Raw genomic sequence first — 21,175 nt, forward strand, 5'->3', positions numbered from 1 at the left:
GCTATCTCTTAATAATAACAGGCCTATTCGGAAGCTCATTCCCATAATCTGAATTGGCAGGAAAATGGGTCGTCAATAATTGGGTGATTTCATCAATACCTTGCAATGAACCTTGTCGAAAATTGCCTTGGTGAAACTCATTTTGAATAGTCTGGGCGATTCTGTTCCATTCAGATTGATCAACACACTTGTGTATGCCACGGTCTGCGAGGATATGGACTTCCCGATCTGCTAGTTGAATATAAATCAGCACACCGCTGTTTTTTTCGGTATCCCATACTCGCAGATTGGAAAAAACCTCCGTAGCACGATGGCGAGCTGACATACCATGCCACACCCAACTCGGTGGCAGTGCGTTTTCTATGGCGAATCTGAGTTCGCCGCTGTGTTGAGATTCTGAGTATTTAACAGCTTTTTCAATATCGTTAAGCGCGTCAACAGGAAACGACAAGCGCCAGCACCAAGGCGGCATAAAAGTATGTTTTAACCAGCGTGACAATTTCACCATGAGCCTGATGCGCCTCCGCCACCGAAACTACCACCGCCACCACCGCCCCAGGAACTACCACCACTGCTGCTTCCACCCCAAGAGCCGCCACCACCGCCATAATAGCCCCCTCCCCTATTTGACCAACCACCACCACCGCCGCCGCCCATGGAATTTGCGCTGGTTAAAAAGAAGATAATAATGCCAATAATGATTGCGCCAATTCCAAAACCTAGGAGGAAATAAGCCAGTGCGCCACTACCTATGCCAGCAATTAGCCCACCCGTGGTGCGACCAAACAATGACGACAGCATTGAACCTGCAAATAATCCGCCAAATAACAGGAAGATAAATCCGCCTTCGTCTTGTTGTGAAGTGTTTATTTGTGTAGCTTCAGGTGCTGGCAACTGTTCACCATCAATCAAGCCGATTATCTGATTTACTCCGGCATCAACCCCACCAACAAAATCTCCGTTTTTTAAATAAGGTGTGATGGTTTCTGCGATGATGCGCTTGGCAATGGCATCGGGAATTACGCCTTCCAGACCATAACCGACTTCGATTCTGAGTTTGCGGTCATTCTTGGCGATAATCAAAATTAGGCCGTCATCCACGCCTTTGCGACCTATACGCCATAAATCACCGACTTTAATACCGAATTCAGCAATATCTTCGGGTTGTGTAGTCGGTACGATTAACACGGCGATCTGACTGCCTTTTTTAGCTTCAAATGCTGCCAGCTTGCTTTCTAACGCTTGGGTTTGAGTGGCACTAAGCGTCCCTGTAAGGTCAGTTACACGGGTGGATAGTTTGGGGATTTCGACATACCCCCAAGCTGGCGCAAGCTGGCACAATAAAATCAGCCATAACACCCCCCCTAATTTGGCAAACGAACTGCTACTGTGCGAAATATCGGTTTTCATGTTGCAATCAGGCGATTATCCTCGGTTACTGCCGTACAGGTTCAACCGGAACGACGGGCGCAGGTAAAGTCATCGGTTGTTGCGGAGCTGTCGCAGGTGCGGGAATTGCGGCTGGCGCTGGCGCACCAAAATCAACCTTAGGTGGCACAGCAATCGCCTGTTCATTTTCCACCGTAAAACTGGGTTTTGTTTTGTATCCGAATATCATCGCAGTCAGGTTGGTAGGGAATGAGCGCACAGTGATGTTATAGTCCTTAACAGTAGAAATGTACCGATTTCGGGCAACCGTAATGCGGTTTTCTGTACCTTCAAGCTGGGCTTGCAAGTCACGGAACATGCCATCAGCTTTCAATTGCGGGTAGTTTTCGGCAACCACCATCAAGCGAGACAATGCGCCGCTCATCTGACTTTGCGCGGCAATAAATTTCTTGAAGGCTTCTTCATCATTAATCAATTCGGGGGTTGCATTGATCGAACCAACCCGTGAACGTGCATCGGTCACTTGCGTCAACACGTCTTTCTCATGCGCCGCATAACCTTTGACCACATTCACCAGATTGGGCACTAAATCGGCACGACGTTGATATTGGTTTAAGACTTCAGCCCACGAGGCTTTGATTTCTTCATCCGAAGATTGGAACGTGTTGTACCCGCAACCGGACAAGGCAAGTATTGCCAGCAGAATTAAGGGATATTGAAAGAATCTGTTGTTGCTGAAAGTCATCATTATTGCTCCATTATTTTTATGGCTATTTGGTTTAAGTATTTAGGGTTAACCGCTGCAAGGGTGTTCTAAAAAACCACAATCTATTTTACTTCTGATGCGAAAGATACACTGAAACCATTGATAATACAAAACTTATCATTCAAGCTGATTTTTTATATGTGTCAATGCGGTTTCCAACAAGTTAGCTTGGTCAGTTTGTAAGCTTAGCGCATCGGTTTCCCGCCGTAACCAGGTGAACTGGCGTTTAGCTAATTGTCGAGTGGCGGCTATGGCCTTCTCAATCATCGTGGCTTTATTATATTCCTCATGCAGATAAGACCATATTTGTCGATAACCGACTGCCCTGATTGATGGCATTTTTTCAGTTAAATCGCCCCGATTCATAAGTGTTTCGACTTCCTCAATAAAGCCTTGCTCCAGCATTTGGGTGAATCGGCTAGCAATGATGTTATGTAACGCCTTTCGCTCATTTGGAGCAATGATGAGTTTGAATTTTTGATAAGGGATTTCTATTTGTTGAGCATCGTTAAAATAAGCGGTTAATGGCTTGCCGCTGATTTCATACACCTCTAAAGCACGTTGGATGCGCTGTGGATCGTTAGGATGGATTCTGGCAGCGGATTCGGGGTCAATACTTGCAAGACGTTGGTGTAATGCCTCTTTCCCCAAGGTTTTTAATTCGCCATCTAACTTTGCTCTGATAAGAGGATCGGCTTCTGGCAATACCGCAAGCCCGTTATTTAAAGCATTAAAATACAACATCGTGCCGCCGACCAATATCGGGATGCGCCCACGTTGGGTTATTTCAGCCATCAACGCCAATGCTTTTGTTCGGAATTGCCCGGTAGAAAACGCTTCTGTCGGGTCGAGAATATCTATTAAATGATGCGCCACCCCTGCCCTTTCATTCAAGGTAGGTTTTGCCGTGCCTATATCCATACCTCGATAAACCAGTGCAGAATCTACACTGATGATTTCACCATTGAATGCTTGGGCTAATTGTACAGCTAATGTTGATTTTCCTGATGCCGTTGGGCCCATTAAGAAAATGGTGGGGGGATGGGGCTGCATTATTTAACCTGTAAAATATGCTAAATATAGGATATGCCGAGGCACGAGACGCATCTGCCGAGAACGCAAACGATGCGCTTCACTTTGTGAAGCACATCCTACAGCACTAAATCGCTTATACTAACAGCATTGACAATATACCCCGTCACGCGGAGACAGCCTGTACAGCAATTATTTTGCAGGCACGGCTTCTTTTGGACTCTCAACTTCTTTTGGAGCTTCAACCGCTTTTGGGGCTTCAGCAGCCTTTTGTTTTTCCGCAGCCCTTTTCTTTCTTTCCTCAGCCTTATGCGCTAGCGCAGCCCTTTGCTCCGCAGCACGAGTCGAAGAAATCCCGCCGCTTTCATAGGCTTCTTCAGCCTGGGTAAGTGCAGGTGACGAGAGTGCTAATACCGCGCACACGCATAACGGCAATGACATTTTGATTGATTTTATAGATAACATAATCACCTCTTAATTTAATTAAAATAGCTGTTCAAAATTAGCGCAACCCAATAAGATACTCAAAAAAATATGGCTTGTGTCATGTAGTCTTCCAATTGCCAATTAACACCGGATATTAATGAGGAGGGTGCGACCTGTGCAGTGGTGGACACCACAAAAGTCGGACATAGTCTAACGGTTTACCCAGACTTTGGGAATGCGACAAATTGTCACAGCTTGGATGTGATGAACAAAGTGAATCGCACCAATCGAGAAACACGAACGATGTGGTTCGTACCTCACCACATCCTACCGGGCTACGATGAGATGAAATGTCAACAGAACCTAGGGCTTTATCATAATTTGAACCAGGGGCCCCACGAACTAAGGTTAGATGAAGCACGATATTTTACATATACCAAATTGTCTGTGCCGCAGACTCGGACTTGAACTCCACCTTTTGAGAATGAACCATTCGGCAATACACGAAGTCCGCCAATTACCACTCCACCCAAATTAAAAGTATTCGGCTGGCCTTTTACAAACCTAAAAACAGTTCGATTATCAACAAAAAAAAACTCGTAACCATGTGTAGTAAAAATCCACTGAGCGTTTCTTGTGGTATCTTTCAAATATGCTGGACAAGTGATAGCAGCGTGTGTCTGAGTTCCGAAAAGAGAAATCCCCATTACTAAAAATAGAATATTCACTAAAATTTTAAATCTTTTTGGGATAAGAAACCCTAAATCAGAAGTAAAAGTACAAATTAATTGCTTCGTTTTCATAGAAAGACTCCTGAAATAAATAATCACAGTGTTTTATGGATTAACGTTACGTTTTTTACTTTCGCGACGATACCCTGACATAATATTTCAAAAATATCAAACAGTTTTGTTGTGTTAATTAATTCAAGGCAGCGAGTAGCCTAATGGTATGGACTCCTCGCCTTCCCAACGGCATCGCGATGTGCCAAAGTGGGAGGGTAAAACCACCACTTAACAGAAGGCGAGAAAACCGAGATGAATATTACGACAATTGGTCTGGACATTGCAAAGAGTGTATCTCAGGTACAAGGTGTTGACCTGAATGGGAAGGCCTACGCGAGATGGGATTTGTAATCCCGTCTTACTCACGTTTTCCCGACGATGACGTTGTTGAACCACGTCGAAACCTTGCGAATGGGGCAACATGCCCCGTCCGGCTGAGTGTTAATATCAAGCTGGCTTCGAGAAGATTTTGATTATAATTTAGTTCCTAACATACAAGCAAAAATGGCGAAAGATAATGAAAAGTTCACAAACCTACTATGGATAAGCTAATTGACTCGACAAAAACACCGCCTATACCAAGTCTCGGTGTCGGAGGCGTGTTGTTTAACAGTAGTCGGCAGGTGTTGCTTATAAAGCGTAATCAAGCACCCGCTAAAGGGTTGTGGTCAATTCCTGGCGGTAGATTAGAGCCAGGTGAAACCTTGGTTGAGGCCTGTCGACGTGAGTTTCATGAAGAGACCAATCTGGATGTCGAAGTGAAACATATCGTTGCCGTTGTTGATAGGCAGCTTGAAGGCTTTCATTATGTGATTATCGACTATTGGGTTCAACTCGTTGATGCAGAAAGGTGTTTTCCCATAGCTCAGAGCGATATTGCTGAAGCTAAGTGGATAAGTTTGGACGATTTGGGGTTATATGACGTGGTCGTGGGTTTAACCGAGATTATTCTGAGTACTTATCATGCTCAAGCCCAAAGCGGTTTAGTGGGTTTGCATGATGTTGATTTAGCGGGGACGGATTTTATTTTGCCAATATTTGTGGTTAAGTAGAATTTACCGAGGGACAAGGCGCATCAGCCGAGATAATAAGACCGATGCGCTTCTCTTCGTTCAGCACATGTTACGGTGTTGAATTATTTCGCCGTCGCCCGATAATACTCAATCGCCGCAGCAACACCACTACCCGCCGTAATATCAAAACCGTTATCCAGCATCGCCATTTCCACGCCGGCAATCGCACCCAGCATGGAAACATCGTTCATGTCGCCAACGTGACCAATACGGAATGCTTTACCTGCCAATTCCGACAAGCCAGCGCCAAGCGAAATATTGTATTTGCTAAATGCTGTGCTGATGACGTGACGGGCATCTTTGTCTTCCGGCACCATAATGGCTGTTACGGTATTGGACTCAAAACCTGGATGCGCACACTGCTTTAATCCCCAGGCGGCAACTGCTTTGCGTGTGCCTTCTGCTAAGCGATGATGGCGAGCATAGACATTTTCCATGCCTTCTTCCAGCAATAAATCCAGTGCCTTACGCAAGCCGTACAAGATTGGCAGATTGGGCGTATAAGGCGTGTAACCATCCTTATTAGCATTCATTTGATCGCGTAAATCTAGGAAACATCGTGGGTAAGTAGTCGTTTCCGAAGCCTTCAAGGCTTTTTGGCTGAATGCCAAAAACGCACCGCCAGCAGGCAACATAAAGCCTTTTTGTGAACCGCTGATTGCACCGTCCACACCCCATTCGTCCATGCGAAAATCCAGGCTGGCAATGGAGCTAACGCCATCGACAAACATTAAAGCGGGATGTTTCGACGCATCCATTGCCTTACGGACACCGGCGATGTCACTGGTGACACCCGTAGCAGTTTCATTGTGTGTGGCTAAGACGGCTTTGATTTCATGGTCGCTGTCTTCTTTTAAGCGAGCTTCCAGTTTATCTAGCGGAATGCCTTTGCCCCAGGTTTCTTGATGAATTTCAACATCAAAACCTAAGCGTTTCGCCATCTCTGCCCATAAATGGCTGAATTGGCCGAAACGGTAAATCAAAACCTTATCCCCAGGATTTAAGCAGTTGGTTAAGGCAATTTCCCAACCTGCTGTTCCAGTCGCAGGAAAGATAAATGCTTGTCCGGTTTCAGTGCGGAATATTTTTTTCAAATCCTGTAATAACGGTGTCAGCAATTTGGGGAAGATTGGAGAACGATGGTCTTCCATCGCAATGTGCATTGCATTTAAAACTTCATTAGGTACGTTGGTAGGGCCCGGGATATACAGGTGATTACGACCAGCCATGGTTTTGCCTCTAAGTAGTTGTTGAATAAGTTTGATATTTTACAGGCAACAAAAGACAGGTTATTTTTGTTACTGCCGCCCTCTAATGCGGATTATGATGACATAGCCGAAAATAATCGGCAATCATCTGCACGTTAAAAATTGACTTTACTTGCACTAAACGTAGAATGGCGGGTTGATTTTGATATGGATTTTGTGGTGATAGCTCGAGCTATCTTTCAAAAATCCTCCAGTTACAAATTAGGGATGTTTAATGAGTCATACTTTATACACAGCGTCAGTGCAACGCGTTCAACGCTGTGAGCTAGCGATTCCGGGATCAAGCCCTGAAATGTTTGAGAAAGCGTTGAAAAGCGGTACAGATTTCATATTTCTTGACTTAGAAGATGCCGTCGCCCCTGACGATAAGCTGCAAGCCCGGAAAAATGTCATCCAGGCCATCAACGATATCGACTGGAAAAGCCACGGTATCACGGTTTCTGTCCGCATCAACGGCTTGGACACCCAGTATATGGTGCGCGATGTCGTCGATCTGGTCGAACAAGCTGGCTCGAAAATAGACACAATACTTATCCCTAAAGTGGGGGTTTATGCCGATGTGTATATGGTAGAAGCCATGCTTAACCAATTAGAAATGCAGCAAGGCTTAAAAAACAAAATCGGTATTGAAGCTTTAATCGAAACCGCATTGGGCATGGCTAACGTTGAAGACATCGCCCGTAATGGCGCTTGTGGACGACTTGAAGCGCTGCACTTTGGTGTCGCCGATTATGCCGCCAGCAATCGCGCGCGGACTACTAACATCGGTGGCTTAAATCCTGATTATCCTGGCGACCAATGGCATTCAGCTATAAGCCGTATGACAGTAGCTTGTCGAGCCTTTGGTTTGCGGCCTATTGACGGACCTTTCGGCGATTTTAAAGACCCAGACGGCTTTAAGGCCGCTGCAAAGAGGGCGGCAGCATTGGGCTGTGAAGGTAAGTGGGCGATCCATCCCTCGCAAATAGAACTGGCTAATGAAGTATTCACCCCGCCTGCCGCCGAAGTAGAAAAAGCCAAACGCATCCTAAAAGCATTACAAGAAGCTGCCGCGCAAGGTAAAGGCGCTGCTGCTTTGGATGGTCGGCTAATTGATGCCGCCTCCGAAAAAATGGCGAATAATGTCGTAAGAGCAGCCGAAGCCATCGCTGCAAAAACCAAATAATCACAGAAACACGAGGAAGATGCCGTGGATATTCATGAGTATCAAGCAAAAGAATTATTAAGCGGCTACGGCGTTAAAATTGCCGAAGGTGGCTTGGCATATAGTCCAGAAGACGCTGTGCAACGCGCACGGGATATTGGCGGACACGTCTGGGCGGTAAAGGCACAAATTCATTCGGGTGCACGCGGTAAAGCCGGTGGCATTAAAATCTGCAAAACGCATGACGAAGTTGCAGAAGCAGCAGAATATTTGTTGGGCAAACGTTTAGTTACCCACCAAACCGGTCCCGCAGGAAAAATTTGTTCAAGGCTTTATGTTGAAGCCGGAACAGAAATCGCGAAAGAATTATATTTTTGCTTCCTGGTTGACCGTAGCTCAGAACGTATCGTCATGGTTGGCTCTGCCCAAGGCGGCATGGAGATTGAAGAACTGGCGGCAACAAACCCAGATGCCATCACCAAAATCTACATCGAACCCGCCGTGGGTATCCAGGATTATCAAGCCCGTCAAATGGCATTTGCCCTAGGTTTGGATGCCGAAATCATGAGCCACGCAGTCAAAACGATCAGGGGTTGCTACCGCGCCTTGCGTGAACTCGATGTCAGTATGCTGGAAATCAATCCTCTGGTCGTTACCGCAAATAACGAGTTGATCGCATTGGATGCAAAAATGAGTTTTGATGACAACGCCTTGTTTCGTCAACCAAAAATTGCCGAATTACGCGACAAAACCCAGGAAGACCCACGGGAAATGGCCGCTGCCGACCGTGGCTTAAGTTACGTCGGACTCGATGGCGACATCGGTTGCATGATTAACGGCGCTGGACTGGCGATGGCAACAATGGACATGATTAAATTGGCAGGCGGCGAACCGGCCAACTTTTTGGACGTGGGCGGTGGTGCATCCGCAGAACGCACGGAAAAGGCATTCCGCCTAGTTTTAGCCGATGAAAATGTGAAAGCCATGCTGGTCAATATTTTTGCAGGTATCAACCGCTGCGATTGGATAGCAGAGGGTGTAGTTCATGCGGTGCAGAAACTTGATATGAAAATTCCGCTCATCGTTCGCTTATCTGGCACCAATGTCGCGGAAGGCCGTCGCATAATCGCGGAAAGCGGCTTACCCATTATTACCGCAGACACATTGGCAGAAGCAGCTGAAAAAGCTGTGCAAGCGCGTAACGAAGCCGTTGCAAAAGGGGGATGCTAAGTGGCTATTTTAATCAACGAAAACACACGCATTATCGTCCAGGGCTTTACCGGCAAAATCGGCACTTTCCATGCCGAAGACATGATGAAGTACGGCTCTAAAGTCGTCGGTGGCGTGACACCTGGCAAAGGTGGACAGAAACACTTAGGGTTACCTGTATTTAATACAGTCAAAGAGTCTGTACAGGAAACCCAAGCCGATGCTAGCATCATCTTCGTACCACCCGCGTTTGCGGCTGATTCCATCATGGAAGCCGCTGATGCCGGGATTAAGTATTGTGTTGCTATTACCGACGGTATCCCGACGCAAGACATGATGACGGTCAAAAATTTCCTGCGCCGTTTTCCTGATGACAAACGCATGATCTTAACAGGGCCGAATTGTGCCGGTACGATTAGCCCTGGACGATCTATGTTAGGTATCATGCCTGGACATATTTACATGCAGGGCAATGTCGGTATCGTAGGCCGTTCTGGCACGTTAGGCTATGAAGCCGCAGCGCAAATGAAAGTCTTAGGGATTGGTGTTAGCACTTCTGTAGGCATAGGCGGCGACCCCATCAACGGCAGCGCACACCAAGTCATCTTGGCTAAATTTGAAAAAGACCCAGAAACCAAGGTCATCATGATGATTGGTGAAATCGGTGGTCCACAAGAAGTGGAAGCAGGGATTTATGCGAAAGACAATATGACCAAGCCCGTCGTCGCTTATATTGCTGGTTTAACCGCACCGGAAGGCCGCCGTATGGGTCATGCTGGAGCGATCATTTCATCCGCAAGTGAAGGTGCAGCCGAAAAAGTCGCCATGCTGAAAGATTTGGGCATTATTATTTGCCCCACTCCTGCGGCAATGGGGGCTACGGTAGCGGAAGTGTTGGCAAAAATGTAAGAAAATATCATGGACTGCCCACAAAAAATGTGGCTTATGGGCAGTTCAAGCTTGATAGATAACCCTTGCGCAATTTAAGCGATTTTTTTACGTTTAATGATGCCCAACCAGACAAGCCCTGAAGTAAAAAACACTAGGGCTCCAGGCAAGGGAACTTCTTGGGATACAAAAACTGGCTCTGTTGAACCCCAACTTATTCCTGGGGCAGATGATATAGGATTCCCATCTTTGTCACGGCCTTCAACATAAAAGGCAGATGCACTTATTCCACCGCCATGCCTGCCTAGGTAAGTTACGGAGCGAGCAGAGTTAAAAAAGTAAGTATTGCCATCCAATGCCCCAAGGTACCTACCATCCAAAGAAACATCTATATAACGCACAAGCTCAAGAGAATTGTTTTTAATATCATATTGCAAGTAACTTCCTTCGTCTCCGGCCATACCACCGGGGGTATCTGTATTTACCCCATAGATATTTGGAATTCCGGTGAAGGTTAAAGAAAAGTGTGTAACTTCATTACCATTAGCTCGCACCCCGGTAATCAAGCCATCTGAGCCAGTGTTGCCAAAGTCATCGGAATACTTGTCTTCACCTTCAAAAAAACCAAAAATACGTCCATTACTGTATGTATCCAAAATATCGCCATTACTTGAAAGGATGCTCCCCGACAATCCACTTAGCGAAAAATTGTAACGTGCCGCATTAACTACTGGAGTGCTAAAACTTATTAGCACTATCAGAAAAACTGTGCATAGTGTGTTAGGCGCTTGTAACTTCATAAAATCTCCTTGATTCCTGTAGCAATTAACAAATATAGACTTAAATCTATGTTATATATACAAATATAATTAGGAAACTACGATTTTAATGCTATAAGGGGATCTCTAAAAATCCCCTCTCCCTCTGGGAGAGGGCTAGGGTGAGGGTGAGGGTTGTAAATGCTAGTTTTTACAGCCCTCATCCCAACCTTCTCCCAGAGGGAGAAGGAGTTTTTTGAATTTTTAGAGACCCCTATAAGTAAATCTTATTCTTTGCTCGTTCTTGGTAATAAAACCAGCGCACTTTCGACAGTATTCCAAACCACAACTCATTCATTCCAATAGATAAAATCTGTCGGGAGATTTAGTTTCTAATTTATTGATTTGAAATGCAAGTTTTTTACAATTGACACCTTATACCAATCCCAATAAGTTCACATATTATCCCTTCTCCAGTGGGAGAAGGTTAGGATGAGGGGATTCAAATAACAACTTATTGGGATTGGGATTGGTATTATCATTTGTCCTGAGCTTCATTGCGATGGATACGTCCCGCTCCTCAGAACACCTAATTAAAATAAAATATAACCCATGTTAAGCAACGATAAACACTTTGAGCTAATCGGCTGAATCGGCTTTATCCTGATCGTCAGTGCCTATTTGTTCGTGACGATCAAGCTGGTTGAAGTCAGCTCTGCTGTCTACCACATGATGAATCTAACAGGTGCTTTGTGTATGGCCACTAATGCCAAACATAATAAAGCCAAGCCTTTGCTTTGGCTTAATATGGTTTGGTTTTTGATTGCACTTATGGGCTTATTGCAACTTTACAAACCTTAACGCTATAAAGTTGGTTCAAAACGCTTATTTTGAGCCACTCAATATACAAGACCATTAATGACTGCGAGAAAATCGCACAGTCACTATTGTGTAATCTTAAGAAACGCTGATCGAATCAGTTTCTCTCATGGTTCGACAAGCTGCACGAAGGGAGTCCACAAATTACCGTTCGTGCTTGAACCTTGCCGAAGGACGACTTAGCCAGAACGTCCTTAAGTTAGCTTAATGGCAGACTTTTTTACGATTTGCATTGTAACCTTGCGCCTGAGCATCAGCTTCATTCATGTATTCCCCTTCTTTGGTCTTGCCATAAAATTTGCTGCCTTCACAGTGGTAGATTTTAGATCGGGTGTTGACCCAAACCTTACCCGATCCTGCTGCTGGGGCTGTAGCGGCTGCTTTTACAGGTGCAGCTGTTGCAGCAGGCGCGACAGTTGCCGCTGGAGCAGTGCTTTCTGCAGCGGGGGCGGGTTGTTTATCGGCATACCACTCTTTTACGCCTTTATGCCCTCTGCAAGCACCTCTTTTGGAAGCACCGGTATAAGTAGTACCATCTTTACATAAACCGGTAGCGGCGGCTCCTCCGTCAGCTGCTGGTGTAGCTGCAACTGGTGCAGCCGTAGCAGGTGTGGCTTCGCTTGCAGTTGGCACTTGCTTGTCTGCATACCATTCCTTGATGCCTTTATGTCCTCTACAAGCGCCTCTTTTTGAGGCCCCTGTGTAAGGCGTTCCGTCTTTGCATAAACCTGTAGCAGCACCATCGGCGGTTGCTGCTGGTGTGACTGCGGTTGTTGCAGGCACAGCCGCCGGAGCGCTTACACTATTCTTGTCGGCATACCATTCCTTGATACCTTTGTGTCCTCTACACGCACCTTTCTTGGAAGCACCCGTATAAGGTGTGCCATCCTTACACATTCCCGTAGCAACACCACTGTCGCTAGCGACCGTAGTGGCTGGCACAGATGATGCTGGGCTACTTGTCGCCGTAGCGGTATTATCGCCGTACCATTCTTTGACTCCCTTATGCCCTCGGCAAGCACCTCTCTTTGAGGCTCCCGTGTAAGAAGTTCCATCTTTACACAAACCCGTCGCAGTACTCCCTGATTCGGCAAAAGCGCCGATACAGAAAAAACAGATTATACTTACCATAAACAGCGATTGAATTTTCATAATAGTTTTCCTTCGTGGTGTGTAATAAGACCTAGGGTTGCAAGATTTGCGTGATGAAAATGCCCATCATGCAGGTGAAGTGTGGGTACGGCATTGCATTACAACGTAAATTATAACTGGATGAATAATTTTTATCCAATTCTAGCAAAAAATGCCAAGATAAAATTGCCTGAAAATAAAATATGGTCAGTATCAGATTGATTTAATAAGATTTCTTATTAAGAAAAACAAAAAATCTAACAAATCTTAAGCAAATCCTCCGCCGATATTATGTCTTTCTAACCTGAATACAACCTGAATATTGACTATGTTTTTTTATTCCTTGCCCATTTTGTTTAATGACATTCAGTTAGTTAGTCCAGTTGAGTGTCTGCTTATGATAGGCGCGATCTTTGCCGTAATTTACTTCACCGCACCTCCACCTGACCAAAACTGGCAAGCTCAACCTTTTGATAGCTTCCTTCTGACATCTTGGCTAGGTGGTATGTCCCTTTACTGGGTGTTTTGGCCTTTTTTTCTATTTTTGAATGCCAGCTTACTTACCGCAGATATACTGGCAAAAAGTGGAGTCATAACCGTTTCTAGCTGGGATGAAATACATCTTATTGTTCTCTTGACCGTCGCTTGGTGGATAGTTAGTGTATGGCGTTGCTCAGACAACACACAAGCTCGAATTTGGGCGTCCTTGGCTCGACTGGCAACGATCTCCGTAATGGTTGAATACGGCCTTAAGCTTCTGATTCGCATTGACTATCCGCGTATATTTTTCAACTGTGAGGACATATTACTGGATTATGGCAGTTGTTTTTAATGCCGAATCAATAAAAAACTACTTTTGTCAATCCTTGTAATATTCACTGCTGCCATCCATATTACCGGTTTGGCCGTACAATAACGGCCAGCCTGAATTTAGTTCAGCGGCAGCAATTACCTCACACACAGCAATTTTGTGATCGCCAGCATCCGTAAAATGGCTGAGTTTGCAATCAAAATAAGCCAAACTGGCGGACAATACTGGCGCCGCTGTTTTTCCTGCTTGCCAGCGATAAGTTGTCATTTTTTCTTTAACTCCGGATTGTCCGAAATGTGCGGCGATGGCCAAATGGTCTTGCCCCAAGACATTGACAGTACAAACACCGCTAGCCTTTAACAGTTGGTAAGAATAATGCTCAGGGTTGATACTGAAAGCGATAATAGGTGGATCAAAGGAAACCTGCATCACCCAGGCTGCGGTAAATGCGTTTTGTTCCGAACCGTTGGCGACCGCGATGACGTAAACACCGTGGGTAATCTGTTTAAACAAAACGTTGGAATTTTGCATCATAGTTAATGCACCAACTTAATCCGCATACTTAAATCAATCGCCTTGATATTTTTGGTCAACGCACCGATGGAAATGTAATCAACACCTGTTTCGGCAATGGTACGAATGTTTTCTAGCGTGATATTGCCTGATGCTTCTAGTTCAATCGCGTTTTGGTTCATGACAACCGCCGTCCGCATATCATCAAGTGTAAAGTTATCGAGCATAATACGGTCAGGTTTTGCGGCGATTGCTTCCTGGAATTCCAGTAGTGATTCAACTTCCACTTCTATCGGAACGGATGACTGCTGCCGCGCTATTTGCACGGCTTTAGCAATGGATCCGGCGGCAACGATGTGATTTTCCTTGATTAACACGCCGTCGTACAAACCGATTCTATGGTTATAACAACCGCCACAAACGACGGCATATTTTTGTGCGTTTCTTAAACCTGGGATGGTTTTGCGGGTATCCAATACTTTGCATCCTGTCCCGACGACGGCTTCGGCATAGTGCCTTGCTATTGTTGCAGTTGCGGATAAGGTTTGTAGCAAGTTTAACGCTGTACGTTCCCCGGTCAATAACGCTCTTGCGAAACCGCTGAGATTGCATAAGGTTGTGCCGGGACTGACAGCTTCGCCTTCTTGTACGTGCCAAAAAATACTTACATCAGCATTGAGACACCTGAAAACCCCATCAAACCAAGCTTGCCCACAGACCACCATCGCTTCCCGCGTAATCACGAGGGCTTCAGCCTGAACGGTTTCAGGAATAATAGCAGCGGTAATATCGCCAGTGCCAATGTCTTCTTTAAGGTAAGCCCTTACGTCCGCTAATTGCGGCTCAATCAAAGTCGAGTTTGTCATTTGTTAACGGTATTCTTTAAAATTTTCTCTATGAGGATGCCCACAATCTGTCTCGCCTGAACTAAAACGCTACTTACAAATGCCACCAGCTTCTTCAACTTCTCTTCGTAGCTGTTTTCAGCAAATTTCGTTTTCCATTGTTGGTAGTGAACCCACACGCCGTCCACGTAAACCGGCTTATACAGCCACATCTCCATAATAGAAGTCACCCACATAAAAATGAACGAAACAGCCATGCCCATACCTGCAAAAATGACCAACCAGGCAAACATCGGAAAGAATTTGGTCAACCACCAGGACAGGATGTCGGCAATCAGAAAGGCATAGGGCATACCGACGGCAATACATTTGTATTTAATGCTGGTCGTTTCCGAAAAACTAAAAATAATCCCGACAAACATAAAGATAAAGCTGATGCCAAACATGTGGATATGTGATCCGCGTGTGAGTGAAGCAAGCGTAGCGCCTTCATCCTGGGCAGTCAACGCTTTCAACTTCTCAAAATCATTAAAATTCGGGATACCGGAAGCCTCTTTGTTGTGGCACATAACACAGCGTTCCTGGATGATCTTTTCGATACCGTCAGCTTTATAGTCATCAATATCCGCACCATCCCTGACCCATTGGATGATATCAAAACGCTGTTTTTCAGTTGCATTCTGCTTCATTGCACCGTTAAGTTGCTGCTCCAACACCGTACCGGAACGGTTACCGTAATAGCTATAAACAATATCATCAACCGACAAGCCGAACTTACCGTCCGCCATCCCGTGGGTCAGCAATATCTGGATCAGTGCGAACATGTAACCGATACCGACGGTAATCAGGTAGCCGGTAAACAGTACCTTGATGGGGGTGTCGTGGTCTTTTAGTGGGGTGGATTTTGTTGGCACAAGTTTTCCTAAAGGGTTTGAAAAATCAAATTAAGTAGCCGTATGAAGTACAACGTATACGGGAAATCGAAATTATTAATTCCTGGATTCCGCAAGCTCCATCCAGGCTACTTGCTAAATATCGTCGTTTTTGTTCTTTTCAAACATACTTCGCCACAAACGAAACTTTCTCTGTGGACTTTTTTCGTCTAGTACATGCTTCCAGCGATCTAAAACATCTGTATTTAATCTTTGCTGATCCTGGAATATCTCTGCCTGACGAGATGGCATGTTTGTTATCCAGAAAACAAATAAAGGACCAAGAAACGGAATTATCGCAATGATTGAATAGCTAATTTTAAAAAATAATATATCGCCCGATTTCCAAATACAGCAAAGAAGATAAAGAGCTATCAACTCTGAAATTACAAGGCTGATTTCAAACCATGGCATAAAATGAATTAAACCGAACTCATTAATTTCGCTTCAACCTGTAGATTGCTGTAATTTTTACCTTAATTCGCACTCACCTGGGAATACTGATAACGATTCTTAATCGCCTGTGCCAATTGATGCACTGCCATTGCGTACTTGTTGCTGTTGTTGTAACGCTTGATGACTTTGAAGTTAGGGTGGACGCGCCAGTATTCCATGCCTTCGTACGTGCTTAATTCGATGACGGACGCGCCGTAGGAATCGCTGGCTGGTTGTGCTACTGGGCTTTTGTAATCCCAACCGCTGCGGGAGAAATAATGCGCGACGCTGCCAATCGCATCATTAGGTTGCCAAAGGTCGCGCCGTCCGTTGCGGTCGAAATCGACGGCAAGTTTTCGGAAACTGCTGGGCATGAATTGTCCCAAGCCCATTGCACCCGCCCAGGAACCGACAGGTTGGCGTGGGTTGTAGCCTTCTTCGCGGGTCATTAGCAGGAAGTTTTCCAGTTCTGACATGAAATACTTAGAACGGCGTTGGGTATCGAATGATAAGGTGGTCAAGGCATCGAAGACGCAGGTTTTGCCTATGTTTTTACCGAAATAGGTTTCAACCCCAATAATGCCGACAATATATTCGGGATCAACACCATAAGCAGCACTGGCTTTGCTAATAGCATCCGAATTGTCACGCCAGAATTCTACGCCGTTGCTGATGTGCTGCTCGGTGAGAAACTTACCACGATAACGTGACCAACTGCCTGGACGGGACGGTGTAGAAGTTTTTGGCGACGGAGCTTCCAGACGAATGACTGAATCCAGCCGATTAGCTTGCGCGAATAAACCTTGTAAGTAGCTTTCAGAAAAGCCATGGGTATCACACATGTGCCGGATAAAGCTTTTTACGGGATAGGAATTGGCGTAATTGCCAGATGTGCCGTAGGAATCTACAGACTGGCTGTAAGGCTCGTATGCGCCTTTAGACTGCGTAGACCGCAGTGGCGGTGTCATCGGCCTGATGGGAAGGTTGGCTTGTGGATTATTGATGGTTTCAGGATAGGAAGAGCTGTAATCAGTTGCTGGATCACTGGCACATCCTGAGAATAACACCACAAAAACCAGTCTAACTAGGTGTTTATTGAATGAATTTGTCACGAGACCACCTTCCACTGCAAAGTTAATAAAGCCGTTACCCTAATTTGGGAGTCCTAACCATTTCCAAAACCGTCGCTGTTCAAATTACGCAGCTATCCGCTAGCAAGTCCTTCTGCTATTTCATCCTGTAATTTTTTTATGATGCTTATGGGGTTTGCCGCCATGCGGATGGGTCTGCCAATAACGACATGATCTGCGCCATTGAAAATCGCCTTACGCGCTGTAGCAATCCGCTTTTGGTCATCTTCGCCAGGAACACTCGATTCTGGACGTATCCCAGGGGTGACAATAAGAAAGTTGTTGCCTAATTCATCGCGCAAAGGCTTGGCTTCTAGTGCGGAAGAAACCACGCCATCACAGCCCAAACTTAGCGCCTTCCTTGAACGAATCAACACCAAATCTTCAATCGACCCCGTCAACCCCATTTGGCGCATGTCGGATTCATCAAAACTGGTCAGCACGGTAACCGCCAACACTTTGACATTACCTTTATCAGAAAGTGCGGCTTTGATTATAGAATCGTTACCGTGTATCGTGGCAAACGTTACGCCTCGATCTTTAACTTGCTGTACCGCAAGATGGACGGTTTCGGGAATATCAAAAAATTTCAGGTCGAGCATGACCTTGTTGTCTCGGTCGATGATGAAATCAACAATATCCCACCAACCGGCTAAAAATAGTTCCAGGCCAACCTTAAAAAATTTAATATCGCCATCCAGATTTCTAACCCATTGTTTTGCTTCATCTGGGTCAGCGACATCGAGCGCAAAGATTATTCGTTCATTTAGTGCTATATTTTTCACGGTTTGGCCACAAAATAACTACTAATAAACCGTGTATGCTATCACACAGACAGACTTATTTTTCAAAAATGCACGCTACCAAAGCATTGTTCCACTAAAAACTGAGGTATTATTAAACGTCTTAAAAACCCTAAAATGGGCGCGTTTCTCGCGAATATCTTTAATGAAAATCTATGCTGATAGTAGTTTTTCCTGATGAATTAGGGCTTTATCTATAATAAGATTTTCACTTCAGCACTAGCTATGTTGGATTAGATCTAATCCTCATTCAACACGGCATCACACGCTGTAGGTAGAGGTGTCTTCTTTGCTGGAGACTTTTTGGACGGCATTTGAGCTTCAGCCGAAAACCACCAAGCAAGATCGGCGCCGCAACCATCACCCCAAGGAACGGGGTCTTGTTTTTCACAACGAATATCCCCGCCGGGGCATTTCAGCCGGACGTGAAAGTGATCTGCATGGGCATACCAAGGGCGAATTTTTTGTAACCAATCATGGGGAATTTTACGCTGACATAACTGTTGTTTGATGTGCGCGTTAACAAAAATGCGGTCAACTTCAGGTAACCGTGCGGCCGCCTCAAGAATTTTCTCATTTGCTGACGACCACTGGCTTGGGTTGATACCCTTTTCTTTGCTTGTCAGGACAGAGGTGGCTCCCCATTCTTCACGTTCGCTAAAGCTGAGCTCTTTTTTTTCAGCCTCCTTCGCGAGGAGATACCAAATATCGACATCAAGTCCAGTCTGGTGGCTACGATGACCGGTCAGGGTTGGACCACCCCGCGCTAGCCCCATATCACCAATAAGCAAGGTGCCTAAGCGTTGATTATGTGCAGTTTCACCCATTTTCTCAATGAACTGAACGAGATCGGGATGCCCATAATAGCGTTTTCTGGATAATCGCATCACCTGGTAACCTTGACCATTCTGCGGTAAGGTTGCCGCACCCTTTAGGCAACCCGATGTATATTTGCCAATACTTTGGGCACTTCTGGCTAACGTAGGCTTCTCGACTCTTGACCAAGCATGAGCATCTGTTTGGGCTTGGCTGACGGAAAAAAAACAGAGCAATGCTAAAAAAAAGGTTAATTTCATAAATCTGGGCGCTTTTATTATTTAGGGGTATCATTCGACAACGACGCTATCGGGTAATTGTAGCGCAAGAAAGAAGACTCTGTTCATCACTGCTTGACAAAATTCTCACATCGTAGACACTAGACCCGTTTTTCACTTCCCAAGAGACCACTTTGAACGATATGACCCTGGGTATGCTATTTGGCATACTCGCTTTAATGCTTATTCTTTCCGCTTTTTTTTCTGGCTCAGAGACAGCATTAATGGCTTTAAACCGTTATCGTTTAAGGCATTTAGTCAAACTTAAACATAAGGGTGCGATAAAAGCCCAAAGGTTACTGCAACGGCCTGACCGATTATTGGGCATGATTTTGCTGGGAAATATCTTCGTCAACACTGCCGCCGCGTCCGTCGCCACCATCATCGCCATCCGGCTTTATCCAGAACAAGAAAGCGCAGTGCTTATTGCTGATGGGATTCTGATTCTGGTGACCTTGATTTTTTCGGAGGCCACTCCTAAAACTTATGCTGCAGTAAAACCGGAAACCATCGCTTTTCCTTCGGCATGGGTTTATGTTCCCCTGCTGAAGCTGTTTTACCCTATCATAGAATTCGTCAATATTTTTGTTAGCCTTCTGTTACAGATGTTTCGGGTGGATGTCAGAGAACACAGCTTGGAAACACTCAGTAAGGACGAGTTGAAAGTAGTTATCGCCGAAGCCGAAGGCATCATGCCACACCGTTACCAAAAAATGTTGATGGGCATTTTGGAACTTGAGTCAGCCACGGTTGAGGACATCATGACTCCCCGCAATGAAATCGTGGGCATTGACCTAGAACTGCCACTTGAGGACATTATCAATCAAATCAAAACCAGCCCACACACCCGCTTACCTGTCTACAAGAAGAGCGTAGACCGCATTATTGGCTTTTTGCACTTACGTAAGGTGTTGATTCTTATCAATCATGAAGATTTTGACAAGCAGACGATCATTAGTTTGCTGAGTAAACCTGTTTTTATTCCTGACACCACGCCTGTGCATTCACAGATGCTGGCATTTAAAGCAGATAAAGTCCGTGTTGGCCTCGTCGTCGATGAATACGGCGATGTTCATGGCTTAGTGACGATGGATGATTTATTGCAGGAAATTGTCGGCGAGATCATCACTGATGATACCCAGGTAAGGATGCAAAGTGATGGTAGCCATGTGGTAGATGCCAATATCACTGTCAGGGAGCTAAATCGCTTTATGCAGTGGGAATTGCCGACTGAAGGCCCGAAGACGCTGAATGGACTGATTATCGAGTTTATGGAAACGATACCGGAAGTTGGCACAAGTATAAAGCTGCACGGTTATCCGCTGGAAATCCTTAAGCGTGATGATAATACGGTTAAGTTGGTTAAGTTTTTGCCGCAAAAAGAGAAGTAGGGCGTTCAACTATTGTAAGGCAGTTTCAACCTGCCCTACAGTATTCATAAATATCAACAAGGATAGTTGTACCGCCGATCCTCTTCGTCCTGAATCAAAATTTTAGGTTCGACGTTTTCTTCCGTCCGATTAAACCACAATAGAACCACATACCCGCTTCGTCTTTTTTTTTCGCCTGTGGGAGGATGCCCTTAAAAACCTTCGCTGAAAATCCTGGAAACGTGGCGTTAGCGGAGTGAAGATTTTTAGTCCCCAGAAGCGATAGTGCTGTGTGTTTTCACGAAGCGCTGTTTGCGGCGTGAAAATGCACAGCTTTACGACATCGCGTCGAGTCATTGCGCAACGATGCCCCATACCCCTTGTCGGGTATGGGGCGAGGGTGGCAGGACGGCTGGGGCAGCCGCAGGCATTGGCGGTCGCGTTAAGTTTTTGCCGCTTGTTTGGACAGGACGTCCTCAAAACAAGCTTTCGCA

24 protein-coding genes are annotated in these 21,175 nt (G+C 45.4%); 8 read left to right on the forward strand and 16 right to left on the reverse strand.

From position 1 onward, the window contains the following. Position 1 precedes the first annotated feature (1 nt). The 6 genes from ABL924_RS07150 to ABL924_RS07175 all read right to left on the reverse strand — a co-directional run bounded on the left by ABL924_RS07150 (position 2) and on the right by ABL924_RS07175 (position 4,416). Entirely contained in the window at positions 2 to 508 is a 507-nt protein-coding gene (locus tag ABL924_RS07150; RefSeq protein WP_349026387.1) for a TPM domain-containing protein, read from the reverse strand. Further along, the gene (locus tag ABL924_RS07155) at positions 502 to 1,410 is read right to left on the reverse strand and encodes a YgcG family protein (protein ID WP_349026388.1); all 909 of its coding nucleotides are present in this window, start codon (positions 1,408 to 1,410) and stop codon (positions 502 to 504) included. The genes ABL924_RS07150 and ABL924_RS07155 overlap by 7 nt, the downstream gene beginning before the upstream one ends. Positions 1,411 to 1,435: 25 nt before the next feature. Next, positions 1,436 to 2,134, reverse strand: coding sequence for a LemA family protein (locus ABL924_RS07160; protein ID WP_349026412.1), 699 nt, complete (start codon positions 2,132 to 2,134; stop codon positions 1,436 to 1,438). Positions 2,135 to 2,272: 138 nt separating this feature from the next. Next, a complete protein-coding gene (gene miaA / locus ABL924_RS07165; RefSeq protein WP_349026389.1) occupies positions 2,273 to 3,208 on the reverse strand; it encodes a tRNA (adenosine(37)-N6)-dimethylallyltransferase MiaA in 936 nt (311 codons plus the stop codon). 171 nt (positions 3,209 to 3,379) lie between these two features. Next, positions 3,380 to 3,652 carry a hypothetical protein gene (locus ABL924_RS07170; protein ID WP_349026390.1) on the reverse strand — a complete coding sequence of 91 codons (273 nt, stop codon included), beginning with the start codon at positions 3,650 to 3,652 and terminating at the stop codon, positions 3,380 to 3,382. Between the two features lie 335 nt (positions 3,653 to 3,987). Further along, a complete protein-coding gene (locus ABL924_RS07175; RefSeq protein WP_349026391.1) occupies positions 3,988 to 4,416 on the reverse strand; it encodes a hypothetical protein in 429 nt (142 codons plus the stop codon). A gap of 521 nt (positions 4,417 to 4,937) precedes the next feature. Here ABL924_RS07175 and ABL924_RS07180 point away from each other — a divergent pair. Beyond that, positions 4,938 to 5,450 (forward strand): NUDIX domain-containing protein, encoded by a 513-nt coding sequence (locus tag ABL924_RS07180; RefSeq protein WP_349026392.1) that lies wholly within the window; start codon positions 4,938 to 4,940, stop codon positions 5,448 to 5,450. Between the two features lie 83 nt (positions 5,451 to 5,533). Here ABL924_RS07180 and ABL924_RS07185 read toward each other — a convergent pair whose 3' ends face one another. Then, positions 5,534 to 6,700 (reverse strand): aminotransferase class V-fold PLP-dependent enzyme, encoded by a 1,167-nt coding sequence (locus tag ABL924_RS07185; protein ID WP_349026393.1) that lies wholly within the window; start codon positions 6,698 to 6,700, stop codon positions 5,534 to 5,536. A gap of 253 nt (positions 6,701 to 6,953) precedes the next feature. On the opposite strand from ABL924_RS07185, the gene ABL924_RS07190 reads away from it, so the two are divergent. The 3 genes from ABL924_RS07190 to sucD are packed head-to-tail and all read left to right on the forward strand — an operon-like array spanning position 6,954 to position 10,001. Beyond that, the gene (locus ABL924_RS07190) at positions 6,954 to 7,904 is read left to right on the forward strand and encodes a CoA ester lyase (RefSeq protein ID WP_349026394.1); all 951 of its coding nucleotides are present in this window, start codon (positions 6,954 to 6,956) and stop codon (positions 7,902 to 7,904) included. 24 nt (positions 7,905 to 7,928) lie between these two features. Beyond that, complete coding sequence (locus ABL924_RS07195) at positions 7,929 to 9,113, forward strand: malate--CoA ligase subunit beta (RefSeq protein ID WP_349026395.1); 1,185 nt, start codon at positions 7,929 to 7,931, stop codon at positions 9,111 to 9,113. Then, positions 9,114 to 10,001 carry a succinate--CoA ligase subunit alpha gene (gene sucD / locus ABL924_RS07200; protein WP_349026396.1) on the forward strand — a complete coding sequence of 296 codons (888 nt, stop codon included), beginning with the start codon at positions 9,114 to 9,116 and terminating at the stop codon, positions 9,999 to 10,001. A 74-nt stretch (positions 10,002 to 10,075) separates the two neighbouring features. On the opposite strand, the gene ABL924_RS07205 is transcribed toward sucD, so the two are convergent. Next, positions 10,076 to 10,780, reverse strand: a complete 705-nt coding sequence (locus tag ABL924_RS07205) for a hypothetical protein (protein ID WP_349026397.1) — start codon at positions 10,778 to 10,780, stop codon at positions 10,076 to 10,078. 645 nt (positions 10,781 to 11,425) lie between these two features. On the opposite strand from ABL924_RS07205, the gene ABL924_RS07210 reads away from it, so the two are divergent. Then, the gene (locus tag ABL924_RS07210; RefSeq protein ID WP_349026398.1) at positions 11,426 to 11,599 is read left to right on the forward strand and encodes a hypothetical protein; all 174 of its coding nucleotides are present in this window, start codon (positions 11,426 to 11,428) and stop codon (positions 11,597 to 11,599) included. A 222-nt stretch (positions 11,600 to 11,821) separates the two neighbouring features. On the opposite strand, the gene ABL924_RS07215 is transcribed toward ABL924_RS07210, so the two are convergent. Continuing rightward, positions 11,822 to 12,769 (reverse strand): hypothetical protein, encoded by a 948-nt coding sequence (locus tag ABL924_RS07215; protein WP_349026399.1) that lies wholly within the window; start codon positions 12,767 to 12,769, stop codon positions 11,822 to 11,824. 307 nt (positions 12,770 to 13,076) lie between these two features. On the opposite strand from ABL924_RS07215, the gene ABL924_RS07220 reads away from it, so the two are divergent. Beyond that, positions 13,077 to 13,580 (forward strand): hypothetical protein, encoded by a 504-nt coding sequence (locus tag ABL924_RS07220; protein WP_349026400.1) that lies wholly within the window; start codon positions 13,077 to 13,079, stop codon positions 13,578 to 13,580. A gap of 27 nt (positions 13,581 to 13,607) precedes the next feature. Here the strand turns inward: ABL924_RS07220 and ABL924_RS07225 are convergent, their stop codons facing one another. From ABL924_RS07225 to mepA, 7 genes are all read right to left on the reverse strand, one after another. Next, a complete protein-coding gene (locus tag ABL924_RS07225) occupies positions 13,608 to 14,093 on the reverse strand; it encodes a flavin reductase family protein (protein ID WP_349026401.1) in 486 nt (161 codons plus the stop codon). Positions 14,094 to 14,095: 2 nt separating this feature from the next. Next, entirely contained in the window at positions 14,096 to 14,938 is an 843-nt protein-coding gene (nadC, locus tag ABL924_RS07230; RefSeq protein ID WP_349026402.1) for a carboxylating nicotinate-nucleotide diphosphorylase, read from the reverse strand. Then, on the reverse strand, positions 14,935 to 15,831 hold the full coding sequence (locus ABL924_RS07235; protein WP_349026403.1) for a hypothetical protein: 897 nt from the start codon (positions 15,829 to 15,831) through the stop codon (positions 14,935 to 14,937). The genes nadC and ABL924_RS07235 overlap by 4 nt, the downstream gene beginning before the upstream one ends. Positions 15,832 to 15,945: 114 nt before the next feature. Next, positions 15,946 to 16,263 (reverse strand): hypothetical protein, encoded by a 318-nt coding sequence (locus ABL924_RS07240; protein ID WP_349026404.1) that lies wholly within the window; start codon positions 16,261 to 16,263, stop codon positions 15,946 to 15,948. A gap of 62 nt (positions 16,264 to 16,325) precedes the next feature. Continuing rightward, positions 16,326 to 17,396, reverse strand: coding sequence for a lytic murein transglycosylase (locus ABL924_RS07245; protein ID WP_349026405.1), 1,071 nt, complete (start codon positions 17,394 to 17,396; stop codon positions 16,326 to 16,328). A 92-nt stretch (positions 17,397 to 17,488) separates the two neighbouring features. Further along, complete coding sequence (gene pyrF, locus ABL924_RS07250; RefSeq protein WP_349026406.1) at positions 17,489 to 18,199, reverse strand: orotidine-5'-phosphate decarboxylase; 711 nt, start codon at positions 18,197 to 18,199, stop codon at positions 17,489 to 17,491. A gap of 257 nt (positions 18,200 to 18,456) precedes the next feature. After that, positions 18,457 to 19,293 (reverse strand): penicillin-insensitive murein endopeptidase, encoded by an 837-nt coding sequence (gene mepA / locus ABL924_RS07255; protein WP_349026407.1) that lies wholly within the window; start codon positions 19,291 to 19,293, stop codon positions 18,457 to 18,459. A gap of 152 nt (positions 19,294 to 19,445) precedes the next feature. Here mepA and ABL924_RS07260 point away from each other — a divergent pair, with 152 nt between their 5' ends. Together ABL924_RS07260 and ABL924_RS07265 are read left to right on the forward strand one after the other, a co-directional pair. Beyond that, a complete protein-coding gene (locus ABL924_RS07260; RefSeq protein WP_349026408.1) occupies positions 19,446 to 20,702 on the forward strand; it encodes an HlyC/CorC family transporter in 1,257 nt (418 codons plus the stop codon). Positions 20,703 to 20,993: 291 nt separating this feature from the next. After that, a partial coding sequence (locus ABL924_RS07265; protein ID WP_349026409.1) for a hypothetical protein occupies positions 20,994 to 21,175 on the forward strand: 182 nt, incomplete at its 3' end.

Origin of the sequence: Methyloglobulus sp. (genome assembly GCF_040079455.1) — a bacterium.
Taxonomy (GTDB): Bacteria; Pseudomonadota; Gammaproteobacteria; order Methylococcales; family Methylomonadaceae; genus Methyloglobulus.